This is a genomic window from Candidatus Pantoea deserta (genome assembly GCF_003813865.1).
GTDB classification, from domain to species: Bacteria; Pseudomonadota; Gammaproteobacteria; order Enterobacterales; family Enterobacteriaceae; genus Pantoea; species Pantoea deserta.
Window position 1 is genome coordinate 119442 of sequence record NZ_RMVG01000008.1, and the last position, 15762, is coordinate 135203.

Annotated in this window: 13 protein-coding genes; 6 read left to right on the forward strand and 7 right to left on the reverse strand. The window is 54.1% G+C overall.

The window, feature by feature from the left end; all coding sequences use genetic code 11:
* Positions 1-449: 449 nt before the first annotated feature.
* Together BBB56_RS12290 and BBB56_RS12295 are read right to left on the reverse strand one after the other, a co-directional pair.
* Positions 450-1313, reverse strand: coding sequence for an ATP-grasp fold amidoligase family protein (locus tag BBB56_RS12290; RefSeq protein ID WP_123801241.1), 864 nt, complete (start codon positions 1311-1313; stop codon positions 450-452).
* 1 nt (position 1314) lies between these two features.
* Positions 1315-2559 carry an oligosaccharide flippase family protein gene (locus BBB56_RS12295; RefSeq protein ID WP_123801242.1) on the reverse strand — a complete coding sequence of 415 codons (1245 nt, stop codon included), beginning with the start codon at positions 2557-2559 and terminating at the stop codon, positions 1315-1317.
* 890 nt (positions 2560-3449) lie between these two features.
* Between BBB56_RS12295 and BBB56_RS12300 the strand changes: the two genes are divergently transcribed.
* On the forward strand, positions 3450-3653 hold the full coding sequence (locus tag BBB56_RS12300; protein ID WP_123801243.1) for a hypothetical protein: 204 nt from the start codon (positions 3450-3452) through the stop codon (positions 3651-3653).
* A 63-nt stretch (positions 3654-3716) separates the two neighbouring features.
* Positions 3717-4454: a 4'-phosphopantetheinyl transferase family protein gene (locus tag BBB56_RS12305; RefSeq protein ID WP_123801244.1), complete on the forward strand. Its 738-nt coding sequence runs from the start codon at positions 3717-3719 to the stop codon at positions 4452-4454.
* A gap of 121 nt (positions 4455-4575) precedes the next feature.
* On the opposite strand, the gene BBB56_RS12310 is transcribed toward BBB56_RS12305, so the two are convergent.
* The 3 genes from BBB56_RS12310 to apbE form a co-directional block, all read right to left on the reverse strand.
* The gene (locus BBB56_RS12310) at positions 4576-6246 is read right to left on the reverse strand and encodes a multidrug ABC transporter permease/ATP-binding protein (protein WP_123801245.1); all 1671 of its coding nucleotides are present in this window, start codon (positions 6244-6246) and stop codon (positions 4576-4578) included.
* 84 nt (positions 6247-6330) lie between these two features.
* Complete coding sequence (alkB, locus tag BBB56_RS12315) at positions 6331-6972, reverse strand: DNA oxidative demethylase AlkB (protein WP_123801246.1); 642 nt, start codon at positions 6970-6972, stop codon at positions 6331-6333.
* A gap of 19 nt (positions 6973-6991) precedes the next feature.
* A complete protein-coding gene (gene apbE / locus BBB56_RS12320) occupies positions 6992-8023 on the reverse strand; it encodes an FAD:protein FMN transferase ApbE (protein ID WP_123801247.1) in 1032 nt (343 codons plus the stop codon).
* Positions 8024-8397: 374 nt separating this feature from the next.
* Between apbE and BBB56_RS23635 the strand changes: the two genes are divergently transcribed.
* Positions 8398-8556, forward strand: a complete 159-nt coding sequence (locus BBB56_RS23635) for a hypothetical protein (protein ID WP_199756234.1) — start codon at positions 8398-8400, stop codon at positions 8554-8556.
* Here the strand turns inward: BBB56_RS23635 and BBB56_RS12325 are convergent.
* Both BBB56_RS12325 and ompC read right to left on the reverse strand, forming a co-directional pair.
* On the reverse strand, positions 8537-8722 hold the full coding sequence (locus tag BBB56_RS12325) for a hypothetical protein (RefSeq protein WP_123801248.1): 186 nt from the start codon (positions 8720-8722) through the stop codon (positions 8537-8539). The two genes, BBB56_RS23635 and BBB56_RS12325, sit on opposite strands and share 20 nt — an antisense overlap.
* A 452-nt stretch (positions 8723-9174) precedes the next feature.
* Complete coding sequence (gene ompC, locus BBB56_RS12330) at positions 9175-10287, reverse strand: porin OmpC (RefSeq protein ID WP_123801249.1); 1113 nt, start codon at positions 10285-10287, stop codon at positions 9175-9177.
* A 953-nt stretch (positions 10288-11240) separates the two neighbouring features.
* Here ompC and BBB56_RS12335 point away from each other — a divergent pair.
* Genes BBB56_RS12335 through rcsB form a run of 3 tightly spaced genes read left to right on the forward strand, consistent with a single transcriptional unit; the run spans position 11241 to position 15722 of the window.
* Positions 11241-12395, forward strand: a complete 1155-nt coding sequence (locus BBB56_RS12335; protein ID WP_123801250.1) for an MFS transporter — start codon at positions 11241-11243, stop codon at positions 12393-12395.
* A gap of 20 nt (positions 12396-12415) precedes the next feature.
* Positions 12416-15070 carry a phosphotransferase RcsD gene (gene rcsD, locus BBB56_RS12340; RefSeq protein ID WP_123801251.1) on the forward strand — a complete coding sequence of 885 codons (2655 nt, stop codon included), beginning with the start codon at positions 12416-12418 and terminating at the stop codon, positions 15068-15070.
* 1 nt (position 15071) lies between these two features.
* Positions 15072-15722, forward strand: coding sequence for a response regulator transcription factor RcsB (gene rcsB / locus BBB56_RS12345; protein WP_013509853.1), 651 nt, complete (start codon positions 15072-15074; stop codon positions 15720-15722).
* The last annotated feature ends 40 nt before the right edge of the window (positions 15723-15762 follow it).

The following is a 15762-nucleotide window of genomic DNA, read 5'->3' on the forward strand; positions in this document are numbered from 1 at the left end:
ATCGGCTCAGGGACACCCGTTGCCGCCAGTCAGGGGGCTGCGGAGATCGGAGATGCCCGTCTTCTCGTGCCGACGCAATTATTCCAGTAAAAAAGGGTTAATCTTGTGATTAACCTTTTTCTTTAGGTCTGTTTTGTGCATAAGCTATCCCCTGCCGCACAGCCTCATTGCGCCCTTCTTTCCAGTCCCGGAAACACTATTGCTTCGCCTCCTGCCTGTGGTCGCAGGCTTTGCTGCGCGCTGTCAGGCAGCTTTTGCTACCGCCGAATCTGTCGTACGCGCCTCTCTGTACAGGCCGCCGTTAACTGCGCGCCATCTGACCGCCTTGCGCCGTCAGACGCGTCCAGAAACCGCGCCGCAGACAGTATAAACACAGAGCCAGTGCGCATCTCAATCACACCCGCAGTAACGCACTTTTCCAGGTCAGAGAGAACGATTTTCCCGCTTTTCTACAGTTTTAACTGGCTGCCTAAAATGACATCGGCTTCCTGTAGGGTAACATCCAGTCCCGCTGAGGGCGTAAAGGTCAGCTCGCCAAAAATGACTTTACTGTTGAGCAAATAGAAATCCGCCCGAACGAATTTAAAGTCAACCGCTAACTTCTGCGCATACTCTTTCATTTTGTCGAAACCCTCAGGCTTCTGCGGATACTGGTTCTCTTTAATCAGTTCAATGGTGTCCTCGAAAGGCAGAGGTTGCCAGTTCATATCAAAATAATAGAACTTAGGCGTTCCCTTTTCTCGTCCGACGCAAACCATGACCGCGTAAGGTTTGCCGTTGAAACAGTAGAACTTATAGTCATCCGGGAAACCGCCGCGTTCGTTTTCGATAAATTTTTCACACAGAATTTTCCTTTCAATCTTTTTATATTGCGGCTCAATAAAAAGCGATGAAAAATCCTGCTTTAACCATCGGTCAAGCTGTCGGTTTGTTTTTTCAATGTCCAGTGAAGACTTATCATCACAGATGATATTGTAACCGGCGCCATGGTTGCACTTAAGCGCAAATTTCTTCGGCAAGGCCGCGTAGTCGATACTTTCGGCGCTGTCGTACACGCCATACAGCTCATTGAGGATCTCGCTACACCCTTTAGCAGCCACATACTCCCTGACACGGTATTTGTCGGCGCACAGGGTATAGATATGGTTATTAAGCTCATTAAACTTGAGCCACTGGATCTTTTCGTTAAAGTTTCTGGGGTTGGTTAAGTTAAGCTTCTTCTTGAACTTAATAAAATAGTGAGCTTTTGCACAAGATTCAGGGAACATATTAGCACTAATTTTCAGAGCTGATTTAACTGTTTGCTTTATCATTTTAGTTTAATTCTCTCAGTTTAAAAATGTTAAGGTGCATTTTGGCGATGGTTTTATTTCTGAAAAAGTAGTTAAGAAGCGTACAGGATAAAATCTCAACCAGTAGAAAACAGTAGGCAGCCCCGTTAATGCCAAACGTATTAATCATGACCCAGGATAACGGGACGGTTAACAGACAGCACAGCACCATTTTTTTAGCCAGGTAGTTATAACCGGACTCTTTAATGATATAGCGGTAGCAGATCGTTCCTAAGGAAGAGAACATCGTGCCGATGATAATGACGGGAATAATTTTAACGGCTTCCATATAGCTTTCGCCGTAAAGTAAGCGGATAAAAAACTCGCCAAAAAGCGCGAATCCGCCCAGCGCAAACAGAGAGAGCAGGATTGCCATGCGGTTGATTTTCATCAGCAGTTTATCAACGGCTATTTGATCTTTCTCGCTGTATATCTTTGAGAAAAAACTGGTGATCAGCGCCAGTACAATAAATGACCAGGCATTTCCCAGGGTAAGCGCGACGCTGTAAATGCCCAGAGCAGAGTATGAAAGCACCTTAGCCAGAAAAATGCTTGATATCTGCGTATAGATGTCTGTTGCCAGGGTTGACAGAATCAGCGCGCTGCCGGTGTAGAGCATGTAGCGGCTATAAGTCCCGGTTCCTTTACTGCTCTGTTTGATTTCGGCGGTGTGTTTAAAATAGATAAGGCGCATCACGTAAGGAACAAAAGGGATAATCACAATAGGCAGGGTCAAGTAATACAGCGGCAGCTGGAACCAGGAGATGCCGAACCGAATCAACAGCGCCAGCATTAACCCAATTACATTAGTGATGGTATTTATCTTTGATTTTAACTGGGTGTTGTTATAAATAGAGAAAAAGTCCATCACTATGTAGTAGGTGGCGATGCAGTTCGCCACACCAAAAATGAACACGACAGGGTCGGTAAACAGATAGAGATAAAGCAGTATCGCGCCTGATGACAGCAGGAAGAATATACGCCGCAGGTTTTGCGTCTGCATCGCCAGAGCGATGCCGGACCTGGCGTTTTCGCTCATGCGTTTGAATATAATGCTCTGCCCGCCAAACCAGGACAGGGTTTGCACAAATAAAAACAGTGAGGTAGATATATTTATCTTACCGAAATTATCAGGTCCAATGTACTTTGCCATAAGCGAATTAACATAGAGCAATCCAATAATGTTAATTGACTTTTCCAGCATGATCCATATTGCGTTAGAGTACATTTCATATCTCACATAAACATAATTTTGCTGATGTTGTCATTGTTCACCAGACGGTTTGCCGTCTGAAAGAGAGACCTTATTAATAAATGCTATATCTTTTTGTGTAATAGTTATTAAGCTTTGCTCTTCACGCCACTCGTTATTACTGGCCGCGTTATTTTATTTGGTTGATAGTGTGGCCGCTGATATAAAAATAGTGAAGATATTTTTTAATTTATCAGAATAATGACAGCGTTTTTCACGCGATAATTCCAGCTATTAATAGTGTTTCCGACGTTGTAAGGCTATCCTCAGCGCGCTCTGTTCTTTTAGACATTCGTTGCAGGCGCTGACGGCAAAGAAGTTTTCATGCCGGATCGCCCTGAAGCGATAATAGTCAGCGGCTGACATTCTCACTAAGCGCGGTCTCGCCATTTACGCCCGCGTTCATAGTTAAGAAGTATTGTGGTGAACAGGCGAAACGCAGCTCTGCTGCGCCGGTTGCGGTACGGGTTAACGCCGGGGCGAGCCATGCATAAAGAGCGCCCTTGACCTCTTTGCCAGAATCATGGTCTATACTTAGCTGCGTGTGGGTAACAAGAGGAGAGTTCATGCATTACATTGAAAAAGACGATCCAAATAATGCGCCTGAGTCAGGTGACAAGCGTCCCGAACCGGACCAGAAGCAGTAACCCACAAGGCCGCCATGCGCGGCCTTTTTGCTCTCTGCGGCCAATCCGCAACACCTCCCGACAGCGTTATCTCCAGCGACCTCTGCCTTTACGTTGTACAGCTGACTTCGATCTACCTCACAAATCTGCCATCCGCTGCGCTTGTTTAACCTTACTGAAACAAAAACGTCATAAAAGGTCACTATTCTAAAGCCCTCTGATTTTCAGATGGAGAACATAATGGTCGTCAAAGCAAAGAGCCTACAGGATGCAGAAGAGCTGCTTCACTCAGGCATCAGTAAAGTGGAACTGGCGTACAACATTGGCAGCGATGATTTTTTTCGTCTGGCGTCACGCTGGTGCGATCGCGGCGCGCGTATTACCAGAGGCCACAACCATTTTGTCGTTTCCGTAAAAGGCTTCGCCATTCCCCCTAACGACTGAGCGGTTGCCGTGGCCGCAGCGGGCTGTTTTAATGCCCTTTTACGAGCCCCGCTGCGAAACCGCATGAATGTCTTAAACCCCGTTCTGCCGCCTCCTGAAGGCGGTTTTATCACTTCCGCGTCTGTGCGCCATGGCGAACTGCTACTGGCGCAGGCGCGCTTCGATGTGAATCTGTATCACGACCCGCTCAGCCTGGCCTGGCATCTGCCGCTGCCATCTGCTCTACAGCAGGCGGTAAAAAAGCGGCGCGCCGAGTTTCTTGCCAGCCGCTGGCTGACGCGCGAAGTCATGCGTCTGTACGCTATCCCCGATTTTCAGTTGCAGAATCACAGCGATCGATCGCCGCGCTGGCCGTCGGGCATACAGGCCTCGCTCTCGCATACCGAGGGAGCGGTGGCGCTGGCCGTTACGCGCCAGCCGCTCTGCGTTGGCGTCGATATTGAAACGATCATGAGCGCGCGCACCGCAGAAGAGACCGCCGCGATGCTGATGAGCGAGAAAGAACAAGCGCGGCTGCGCTCGCTGCCGCTGCCCTTCCCTCAGGCCGCAACTCTGCTGTTTTCGCTGAAAGAGAGCCTGTACAAGGCGCTCTGGCCGCAGCTGCATCAGCCCATGGATTTTCATCAGGCCAGCCTGCTGGAGGCTGATTTAACGGCGCAAACGGCCGTGCTCTGTCTGAATCAGACGTTTAGCCCGGTGTTTACCCAGGGGACGCGGCTGGAAGCGAGCTTTCAGCTGGAGGCGGATCGCGTGTTGACCGTGCTGACGCACCCGATTTCAGGCAATAAAAAACCGGCTTAGCAAGGGGGCTAAGCCGGTATAAACACAAGACGACAGAAAATTCCAGGGAAGCAAAAACCGCTGTTTTTGCTGATGTTCATCTTAGCGTCAGCCGCAAAGCAAAGGCCAGTGCCTCTTTCCGCTAAGCTTTTTCGCTCTGCTGATAAGCCACCTCGGTGCGCTGCACCGCATCCAGCGTCGCCATTTCACGTTCGCGTCCGGTTAGCTCGCTGAGCTTGCCTTCGCGCATCTCCAGCAGACGATCGGCATGGGTAAAATAGTTATCATCGTGGCTAATGGCGAACACGGTTTTGCCCGACGCCTGCAACCACGGCAGCAGTTCGCGATAAAACACGCGACGGAAGTGCGGGTCCTGATCGGCTGCCCACTCGTCCAGTAGCAGAATATCGCGCTCTTCTGCCGCTGCCAGCAGCAGCGCGACGCGCTTGCTCTGCCCTTTTGACAGTTGCAGATTAAGGATTTTATTGCCCTCAATCTTTAGCTTATCCTGCATTTTCAGCCGTTCCAGCCACGCCTGCACCAGCGCAGGATTAGCCGGTGCGCCTTCGCGCCCAATCAGGCGATCAAACAGGTGAACGTCGGTAAAGACGGCGGAGAAGTGTTTACGCCAGTGGTCGAGTTCCTCTGCGCCGATCGGCTTGCCGTCAAGCAGCAGACTACCGGAATGGGGCTGATACAGCCCCGTCAGCAGCATCGCCAGGGTGGACTTGCCGCTGCCGTTGCCGCCAATCAGAAATATCAGTTCGCCACGCCGTATCGTCAGGTTAATCGGACCCACTTCGAAGCCATTCTGTCCGTAATGGAACCTGACGTCGCGCAGTTCCAGCGTGCGCCACTCCTGTAACGGCGGCAGCGTATGGAAGCCCTCCTGCCACGGGGTCAGGTCGAAGGCGTTGAGTTTACGAAACGCCACCTGAGCGCTGAGCAGCGTCGGCAGCGCGCCGACCGCCGACAGCAGCGGCGTGCGCAGAAACAACAGCGTCAGCGAAAAGGTCGCCGCCACCGCCGTATTCGCCCAGCCCAGGCTGTTGGCCATAAAAAACACCATGCCAATCGCGCCAAGCGTCATAATGTTCGACCAGTTCACCGCGCTGAGGTGATAGGTATCGGCGCGCACAATATGGTGACGGTAGGATTTCGCGTCCTCCTGATACACCGTTTCGTAAATCAGCTGGGCGCGTTCGCGGTTCAGGTGCAGCTCTTTGCGCCCTTCTGTTATGGTCTGAAAGTCACGATAAAGATCGTCTTCTACTTCGCGCAGCTTCGCCATATGACGATAAACGCGCGACACCAGCAGCCAGCCCCCCACCAGCGTAACCGCCATCCACAGGCTGGAGACCAGCAGCATTTTCGGCGACAGCCAGGCGAGGTAAACAGCCGAGCCGAGGGTAATGATAATGCCCTGAATCAGCTCCGGCAGGCGTACAAAAGCAATGGTAATGGCGCGAATATCGCTGGTCAGCCCGGCCAGCAGCTGGGCGTTGCCAATCTGTTCCAGCCGCTCGATGCGGGTATCAAGAATGCGTTTAATAAACTCGCCGCGCAGCCGCCAGACAAAATGGTGACCCAGCTGCGTCAGCGCCAGCTGTGAAGCGAGCGTCACCGCCATCAGCAGCGCCAGCTGTAGCAAAAACTCCGGCAGAACAGAAAAAGAGGTATTGATGGCCGCAATCATTTCACTGTTGATATAGGCAATCATGGCAATGCCGAGCACGGCGCTGAGCAGCGTCAGCAGGATGACGCCCGTGAAAGGCCAGCGATACTGGCTAAAAACAACCTTGAGCAACGCCATAAAAAAGTCCAGCAGTCAGGAAAGCAGCCAGCAGTTTAAAGCGATGCGAAATGATAGCAATAGTTATTCGCAATGACGCCGCGCTCAGAAGGCGCGGCGGAAGGTCAGGTTGTAGCGAAACGCCCCAGCCTGCGGATGGACGCCGGGTTTAAGCGGCAGGATACCGTGATAGCGCAGGCGCGACGGCCCGCCCCATACCGCGACATCGCCATGTTCCAGCAGCACGCGCTGGGTGGCGTCGCCGCGTTCAAAGCCGCCAAACTGGAACACCGCCGGCAGCCCCAGCGAAACGGAAACGATCGGCTGACGTAAATCCTTTTCATCTTTGTCCTGATGCAGCGTCAGCTTTGCCCCTGGCTCGTAGCGATTAATCAGGCAGGCATCAGGATTAAAGCCAGGGAAACCCGCCTCGCGCGCGCAGTCGATCGTCAGCTGACGAAACAGGGCCGGCATTGGCGGCCATTTGCGGCCGTTCTCCGTATCCTGCTCGCTATACTGATAGCCGCGCGAATCGCTTGACCAGCCGAAGTCGCCGCAGTTGGTCATGGCGACCGACATCCGGTGGCCGCCCGGCGTAATGCGATGATGAAACGGATTTTGCTGCGCCACCGCCAGAATAGCCGCTATCAGATCCGGCGCCGCTTCACGCGCGCGGCGGCGCAGGATCACCGCCCCTTCAGCCAGCGGCTCCTGCCAGGGCGCTTCGTCACTAAACAGATCCAGCATACTCTCTCCTTACTTCTCTTTACTTACTGTCGATGAGAAAAGCAGAAAATTGTGGTGACATCCAGCTGACAAACTTATCGCCCTCTTTACTAATAAGGTAGACCGCCAGATGCTGCTGGCGCGCCAGCGCCTTCGCCTTCTCGCTGCCCAGCACCATCAGCCCAGTATCCCAGCCGTCGGCTTCCAGCGCCGTGGTGGCAATCACGGTGGCGGAAACCAGCTTGTGCTCAATGGGCCGCCCGGTGGCGGGATCGATGACGTGTGAGATGCGCTTGCCGTCCAGTTCATAATAGTTGCGATAGCTGCCTGACGTGCTGATGCCATGCCCCTGCAAATTCACGCGCGCCTGTACGGCATTTTCACTGTCGGTCGGTTTCTGAATCGCCACGCGCCAGCCCTGGCCCTGCGCGTTCTCTCCCCGGCTCAAGACCGCTCCCCCGACGGACACCAGATAGTTGTTAATCCCTTCCCGCTCCATCAGGCGCGCCAGATGATCGGTGGCATAGCCCTCTCCCATGGTAGAGAGATCGACATAGAGTCCAGGCAGATCTTTCTGAAGCCACTGCCCCTCGACCGTCTGAATCACCCGCAGGTGCTGTAATCCTGTCAGCGCTTTCGCTGCGGCAATTTGCGTATCCGTTGGGCTGTGCGCCGGTTGTCTGGTCGGGCCAAAGCCCCACAGGTTAACCAGCGGACCGACGGTAATATCCATCGCGCCGCCGGTTTTTGCGCCGATACGCAGCGCTTCGGTGACAATATCTGCCATGTCAGCGCTGATCGGCTGCGGGGCTTCGCCCTGATAGCGGTTAAACCGTGACAGCACCGAATCGGGTTTCCAGGTGGAAAGCGTCTGGTCGTCGGCGTCAAGCTGCTGTTGAATCGCCTGTTGCAGTGCCGCTTTACGCGCGCTGTCAACGCCTGCCAGCGTCACGCGCCATACCGTCCCCATGGTTTTGCCTTCCAGCACCATGTTTTGCTGCGGCGTCGCGCTATCACAGGCGCTTAAAACCCAGCTCGCCGCTATCAACAGTGGAATCTTCCAGTTTTGCATCTTTCCCTCATCTGTAACGCTTTATTCCAGCCTGAAACAAAGCATAACCAGTCAGTAAATTAACCAAAAGTAAGTTGTCTGCGCTCTTTTCATCACGCAATATCGGCAGCTGTATCAGCTGATAACAGGAGGTTCTATGACCTGGCTACTTCTGACCCTTATCGCGGGCGTATTTATTTTCAGCCTCGGTAAACTGCTGCAACAGCGGCGGCAAAAGCGTCTTGCCTGGAGCGCAACGCGCCAGCGTTGAGCAGCCTGCACCAAAAAGCAGCGGCAGTGTAGCAAACTCCGCAGCAAATCCGTGGCTGTGAGAGCCTTCAGACTGGCATGAATGCTGCACGGTTTAACCCGAATCTATTTTCGGGAGATGCAGCATGGCTAAAACAGCGCAAGAAGATTCATGGCGTCAGTGGCTGAGTTTTTCCGCCTTTACGCTGGCGGGAACGGCATTTGAGGGCGGCGCGCCGTCGCTGCCCTCAAATGCAAAACCTGTGGCGCAGGCCACGCGCAAATTTACCGGTTCAGCTCGCTGAGTCCCGGCTGCCCATCCGGGCCTCTGGCGAGCGGCCAGCGATAAAGAGGTTCGCTGGCTGCCATCGGCAGCTCGTTGATACAGGCGAAGCGTTCCAGTATCTGAGCGTCAGCGCCGAAACGCCCTTTCTCATTGCCATAGCAGCAAAACCCGCTGCCGCCGCTCACAGGCGAAACACACCGTCAGCGAGGTGTTTTGCCGCATCGGTAATGTGTTAATCGGTCGGTCATCCCGCTCTCTGTCGCCTTTCGACGAAGAAAAGCCTCCACCGCCTCGCGCTCCTGCGCCGTTTCGCTACCAATGCGCCAGCAGGTCGGCCGATCAGAGACTGGCGACTTGCGGCTGCGCTGTTATCAAGGCCAGCGCCGAACCGGGCGATCGCCGGCCTGAGCTCTGCGCGCTGATTAAGGGACGCAGGCGAAAGATGGCGAAGGTCATTGCGCCCAGGCTGCCAGAAAAGGCGCGCGAGAAAACGGTCAGATTATGCTGCTGGCGGAAGGGACTATCGTGCAGGCGCAGTTGAGGCAACGGGCGGAGAGAGTAACAGCGGACTGGGCCGCCGCGCTGGCGGCGACAGGACTAACGGGAGCGTAGCCCACAGGCTACGCTCCTGACGGGTTTAGAACTGATAAACCAGACCCAGCGCCACGGTGTCATCGGTGTTGATGCCGGCCGCGTCGGTGAAGTCATTGTCGTCCATCAGGTTGATCTGGTAATCAACATAGGTCGACATGTTTTTGTTGAAGTAATAGGTCGCGCCCACATCAACATATTTTTTCAGGTTCTGCTTGCCCCAGTTCTGCACGTCGGTGCCGCGTGAGGTCACGAATGCCAGAGACGGACGCAGGCCGAAGTCGAACTGATACTGCGCAACCAGTTCCCAGTTATCCGCTTTATCAGCGTAGCCGTACACCGCATCATCAGTCGAGCCGAAGCGCGTTGCGTTGAAAGAGCGGCTGTACATAGCGGCCAGGTAGATGTTATTGGCGTCATATTTCAGGCCGCCGGTGTACACTTCGGCCTTGTCGCCGCGACCCAGGATACCCGGCGATGCGCCGTTCTGGTTGTTGGTACGGTCAGACTGGAACATTGCCGCGCCGATACCGAAGCCAGAGCCAAGATCGTAAGTGGTGCTCAGACCCCAGCCGTCGCCGTTCTCGCCCAGTACGCTACGCCCAGAGGTTTCGCGGCTTGGGTTGTCGTTTTTGCCCTGATACTGAACGGCGAAGTTCCAGCCGTCCACCAGACCAAAGAAATTCGAGTTGCGGTAGGTCGCCATGCCGTTGCCGCGCTGGAACATAAAGTTGTCCGCGCCATAGGTGTCGCCGCCGAATTCTGGCAGAACGTCGGTCCATGCGCCGATGTCATAGGCTACGCCGTAGTTACGACCGTAGTCGAAAGAGCCCGCATCGCCGAATTTGATACCGGCGAAGCCCACGCGGGTAAAGCTATTGGCGGTGCCTTCGCTTTCAGCCGTGTTCAGCGCCGCCTGATATTCCCACTGGCCGTAACCGGTCAGCTGCTCGGAAATCTGGGTTTCGCCTTTAAAGCCGAAGCGCAGGTAGGACTGATCGCCGTCATTGCCATCGTTATCTGAGAAATAGTGCAGACCATCAACTTTACCGAACAGGTCTAATTTGTTGCCATCTTTGTTATAAATTTCCGCTGCGCTGGCAGAGCCTGCTGCAACCAGCAGCGCAGGGATCATCAGGGAGAGAACGCGACGTTTCATTTTTTTACCCTCTGTTGTTATGTGCCTTATTTTTGCCACTGCAAACTGAACGCTTAAAAATTCAGCCGGCAAGCCATTGTTATTTTATAAAGAGCAATAAGCCATCACGAAAATGCTACGAAATTTCCGAAACTGTTTCAAAGTGCGAAACAGTTATTTCCAGATGTAAAAATTGCGGAACTAATAATCAGCACATATCGGTAAAAAATATCGCACAAAATATCAAATGGAATTTTAATTGTTTATTTTCATATGGTTGAGGTGCAGTTTACTTCAGCACTGAATGATAAAACATATCTGTCATACGGGAATACAATAGATCCCGCTATCATCATTTATTTCATTATTACCTTCATTCACCCCGAATGAGATGTTTACCCTAATTCCCGCCGGACATGTTTGTCCGGCTTTTTTTTTGCCCTGAACGCGCCCTCTCCTGACTACATAAATCGATATACCTTTCCTGAATTAATTTGATGCGGTCATCGCTGACATAATTCGCCAGCTATTCCTCTTCGCGTTAATTTATTTAATAAATTACCCAGTATTTAATTTATCACGGAAATAAACCGCTTCGTTTTCTGCCGTTGAGTTTATTTCGCTCTGGTGCCTTGCCCGCTATAAATTTGCCCGCCTAAAAACTGGTTAAACTATCATCGCGTTATCGCGACAGCGATCGATAACCCGCCTGCGCCAGCGCCGCGCCTGACAGCGCCTGGCTTCCCCTGTCGCCCGCTGATGGTTGTTCGCAGAGAGCGCAAAAATTTGTGTTAAGTGTTTAGGGACTTTTCAGATTATTGCCAGGAAAGTTCTGGAAAAGTTAAACAACCGGGTAAAAACCGCTAGAATGCGCGCTTTTCCGGCGATCCGTCACCCGCGGTCCTCTATTCGCAGCGCGTGCGGCTACGGCTTTGATGCTACACTTCGTCGCTTTAATACTTATGAATAACACTATGACCGCACTGGACGCCGCACCATCCCGTAAACTGCCTTCTCGTGTCAGTCAGGGAACTCGCATCGTTTTTCTTATTGCCGGTCTCGGCATGTCCTCCTGGGCACCTCTGGTGCCGTTCGCCAGCCAGCGTTTAGCCCTCAGCGGCGCGGCGCTGGGCGGGCTTCTGCTCTGCCTGGGAATGGGTTCGCTGGCGGCGATGCCGGTGACCGGCGCGCTGGTGGGCCGCTTTGGCTGCCGTCGGGTTATGTTCTACTCTACGCTGGTGATTCTGGCCATGCTGCCGCTGCTGGCGACGCTAAATGAGATGTGGATGATGGCCGCCGCGCTAATGGTGTTCGGCGCCGGTCTGGGCATGCTTGACGTGGCGATGAACGTGCAGGCGGTCGAAGTGGAAAAAGCCGCGCAGAAACCTATGATGTCGGGCTTTCACGGCTTCTTTAGCCTGGGCGGTATTCTCGGCGCGGGCGCCGTCAGCCTGCTGCTCACCCTGAACCTGTCGCCGCTGATGTCGGTCGCGGTCATCGCCATCCTGATGCTGCTGCTGTTAGCCGCCAGTTTTCCCACGTTAATGAGCGAGCGTCTGCATCAGCCCGATCAGCCCTGGCTGGTGGTGCCGCGCGGCTTTGTCGCCTTTCTCGGCCTGCTCTGTTTTATTCTGTTTCTTGCTGAAGGCGCGGTGCTCGACTGGGGCGCGCTGCTGCTGCTACAAAACCCGGCCATGTCTACCGCGCACGCCGGACTGGGCTATGCCATCTTTTCGGTGGCGATGACGCTGGGCCGTCTCAGCGGCGATCGTATCATTCACCGCTTTGGCCGCTTCCCGGTAATGCTGACCGGGGCGTTGACGGCAGCGGCCGGTCTGGCGCTGGCGGTCTGGCTGCCCTGGCCGCAGGTGGCTCTGCTCGCCTTCCTGCTGGTTGGCTTTGGTCTGTCCAACACAGTGCCCATGCTGTTCAATGCCGTCGGTAATCAACGAGATATGCCCTCGAACCTGGCGATTTCAGCCATGACAACGCTGGGATATGCGGGTATTCTCTCAGGTCCGGCCTTAATCGGCTTTATTTCTCAATGGCTGAGCCTCAGCGGTGCCTTTCTGCTCATCGCGCTGCTGCTGTTGGCTGTGGCCGCCAGTGCCAGACTGGTTGCGCGATGATTTCAGGTGCCTGAGACGCTATGTTGTATAAGTTCCCGCTGACATCCGGCAATGTCACCCGCTTTTTTGTGATTTTTAATCTGGTGCTGCTGCTGGCGCTGGGCTTTATGGTGCATAACTCGGTCAACGCCTGGCTGATGGAAAAGCGCTATGCCATGACCGATCTGGCGCGGGCGACGCAGAAGCGCATTGACGCCTACCGTTTCGCGACCTGGCAAATCTATGAAAATCTTGCCACCAGCGCGGCGGGAAGCCCGCCTGATAGCAGCCTGCAAGAAACCCGGCTGCGCCCGGACGTCTACTATCTGGAGAAAACCCGGCGCAAAACCGAAGCGCTGATTTTTGGTTCGCACGACAGCAGCACGCTCGATATGACCCTGCGCATGTCGAACTACCTGGATACGCTGTGGGGCGCAGAGAATCCCACCTGGTCGATGTATTTCCTGAACGGTCAGGATAACAGCCTGATTATGATCTCGACGCTGCCGCTGAAGGATATGGCCACGCGCTATAAAGAGAGCGCTATCAGCTCGCTGGTAGACAGCCGTCGCGCCGAGATGCTGCAACAGGCCAACGCGCTGGACGAGCGCGAAAGTTTCTCGCCGCTGCGCCACTTCGCTTTTCAGAACGATCACTATTTTACGCTGCGCACCACCTTTAACCAGCCGGGCCATCTGGCCACGGTAGTGGCTTTCGATCTGCCGATCAACGATCTGATCCCGCAGAATATGCCGCTAGAGAATTTTCAGCTGCGTCAGGACGCGGCGCTGCCGGCCACTAACGACCAGGAAACAGGCGAAAGCACTCAGATTGCCATCGTGAATCCCGATCTGGAGATTGCCGCCACGCTGCCAAGCACGCCGCTACAGCTGGTGTACCGCGTGCCGCTGACCAGCCTGATGCTGGATACGCTGCATAATTTGCTGTGGCCGCTGCTGGTTAACCTGCTGCTGTTTTTGCTCTCTTTCGCCGGTATGACGCTGCTGCGTCAGCAGTCGCTGCGCCCCAGCGAAAACCAGAGCGCCGAGCTGGATTCGCTGCGCGTGCTGAATGAAGAGATTGTCGCCAGCCTGCCGGTTGGCCTGCTGGTGTATGACTTCGCCAGCAACCGCACCATTCTCAGCAACAAAATCGCAGAACATCTTTTGCCGCATCTGAATCTGCAAAAGATCATTAATATGTCTGACCAGCATCAGGGCGTCTTGCAGGCCACCATTAACAACGAAGTGTATGAGATTCGCCACGCCCGCAGCGTGCTGTCGCCCCATACGCAGCTGTTTTTGATGCGCGATCAGGATCGCGAGCTGCTGGTTAACAAAAAGCTGCAAAAGGCGCAGCAGGTGCTGGATCGCAACCACCAGATGCGGCAACAGCTGCTGCACAATCTTGGCCACGCGCTTAATCGCCCGCTGGAAAAAATGGTGGCGCAGCTGGTGCAGCTTAGCCAGCGCGATGAAGATGAAACCGTGCTCGACGTGCTGGACGAGAGCCAGAGCCTGGCGCGGCTGGTGGACGACATCGTGCTGCTTAACCGACTGGAAGCGCATGACTGGTCGCCTGACGCCAGCGTGTTCAATCTGCAAGAGCTGCTGGATGAGATCGCGCTGGAAAGCCTGCCGCTGCTGCGTCGCAAAGGTCTGTCGCTGGTGGTGAACAATCAGCAACCCAACGATGAGCAGCGCTTCGGCGACCGACGCGCGCTGCGCAAAGTGCTCGCGACGCTTATGCACTATGCGCTGACCACCACGCGCTGGGGCAAGATTTCGCTAACGGCAAGCGCCGACGAGGCGCGTCCGGATCGGCTGCTGATTGAGCTGGTCGATACCGGCGCAGGCTTGAGCGTTGACGAACTGGCGAACGTCGATTTTCCTTTCCTTGGCGAAACCAGCCAGGATCGTTACGGTCAGGCGTCGGGCATGGCCTTTTTCCTGTGCAAACAGCTGTGTAAGCAGATGGGCGGCAGCCTCGACATTATCGCTAAAGCCGACATCGGCACGCGCTATAACATTCAGCTGCCGCTGGCGCTGGAGCCTCAGCCGGAAGAGAGAGAAGAAAAGCTGCTGGACGGCGTCACCGCGCTGATTGAGATTGCCGTAGAGGACGTGCATAAAATCGTCTGTCGCCACCTTGAGAACTGGGGCGCTCGCTGCCTGACCCCTGAAGAACGGCTGTCAGGCCAGGAACATGACGTACTGGTGACCGACGATCCCGCCAGGATGAGCGGCTGGGCGCTGCTGCTGGCGGAGGATGAGCTGGGTCATCATGCGCTAAACGATCGGCAATACCGGGTCAACTTCAATCTCAGCAATGCGCTTCAGGATGCGCTGCTGGCCCTGATTGAGAAACAACTGGCCCATGATTCAACGGAAGAGCATACAGAAGACGAGGAAATTACTCCGCTACTCAGCGGCGGCTATTTCCAGCTGTTTACCGAGACAGTACCGCCTGATGTAAAGAGACTGTATACTGAGTCAGCGGAAAAGGACTACGCCATGCTTGCTCAGACAGCGCATCGCCTGAAAGGCGTGTTTGCCATGCTTAACCTGACGCCGGGTAAACAGCTTTGTGAAGAGTTAGAACTGCACATCAAAGCATGTGACGATTCAAACATTACAAATACCACCAGTAACATTGACGCTTACGTCAATGAACTGCTGCAGCAAGGTAACCAATAAGATGAATAACTTAAATGTAATTATTGCCGATGACCATCCAATTGTTCTTTTCGGTATCCGAAAGTCTCTGGAACAAATTGAATGGGTCAACGTTGTAGGTGAGTTCGAAGACTCAACAGCACTGATTAACAGCCTGTCAAAACTTGATGCTAACGTCCTGATCACCGATCTCTCTATGCCGGGTGAGAAATATGGCGATGGCATCACGTTGATTAAGTACATTAAACGCCACTACCCGGATCTGTCGATTATCGTTCTGACCATGAACAATAACCCGGCTATCCTCAGCGCCGTGCTGGATCTGGACATCGAAGGCATCGTCCTGAAACAGGGCGCGCCGACCGATCTGCCGAAAGCGCTGGCCGCGCTGCAAAAAGGCAAAAAGTACACGCCGGAAAGCGTGGCGAAGCTGCTGGAGAAAATCAGTGCCGGTGGTTACGGCGATAAGCGTCTGTCGCCGAAAGAGAGTGAAGTCCTGCGTCTGTTCGCGGAAGGTTTCCTGGTAACGGAAATTGCCAAAAAACTGAACCGCAGCATCAAAACCATCAGCAGCCAGAAGAAGTCGGCGATGATGAAACTGGGCGTGGATAACGACATCGCTCTGCTGAACTACCTGTCGTCAGTCAGCGCCACTCAGGTGGACAAAGAGTAATTACCGGTCAGGCGGCGCTGTCGCGCCGCCTCCTTTTCTT

Excerpts from the sequence above, each read along its gene's own strand:
- BBB56_RS12290 (WP_123801241.1), bottom strand. The coding sequence starts at position 1,313 with ATGATAAAGCAAACAGTTAAATCAGCTCTGAAAATTAGTGCTAATATG.
- BBB56_RS12295 (WP_123801242.1), bottom strand. The coding sequence starts at position 2,559 with ATGTACTCTAACGCAATATGGATCATGCTGGAAAAGTCAATTAACATT.
- BBB56_RS12300 (WP_123801243.1), top strand. The coding sequence starts at position 3,450 with ATGGTCGTCAAAGCAAAGAGCCTACAGGATGCAGAAGAGCTGCTTCAC.
- BBB56_RS12305 (WP_123801244.1), top strand. The coding sequence starts at position 3,717 with ATGAATGTCTTAAACCCCGTTCTGCCGCCTCCTGAAGGCGGTTTTATC.
- BBB56_RS12310 (WP_123801245.1), bottom strand. The coding sequence starts at position 6,246 with ATGGCGTTGCTCAAGGTTGTTTTTAGCCAGTATCGCTGGCCTTTCACG.
- alkB (WP_123801246.1), bottom strand. The coding sequence starts at position 6,972 with ATGCTGGATCTGTTTAGTGACGAAGCGCCCTGGCAGGAGCCGCTGGCT.
- apbE (WP_123801247.1), bottom strand. The coding sequence starts at position 8,023 with ATGCAAAACTGGAAGATTCCACTGTTGATAGCGGCGAGCTGGGTTTTA.
- BBB56_RS23635 (WP_199756234.1), top strand. The coding sequence starts at position 8,398 with ATGGCTAAAACAGCGCAAGAAGATTCATGGCGTCAGTGGCTGAGTTTT.
- ompC (WP_123801249.1), bottom strand. The coding sequence starts at position 10,287 with ATGAAACGTCGCGTTCTCTCCCTGATGATCCCTGCGCTGCTGGTTGCA.
- BBB56_RS12335 (WP_123801250.1), top strand. The coding sequence starts at position 11,241 with ATGACCGCACTGGACGCCGCACCATCCCGTAAACTGCCTTCTCGTGTC.
- rcsD (WP_123801251.1), top strand. The coding sequence starts at position 12,416 with ATGTTGTATAAGTTCCCGCTGACATCCGGCAATGTCACCCGCTTTTTT.
- rcsB (WP_013509853.1), top strand. The coding sequence starts at position 15,072 with ATGAATAACTTAAATGTAATTATTGCCGATGACCATCCAATTGTTCTT.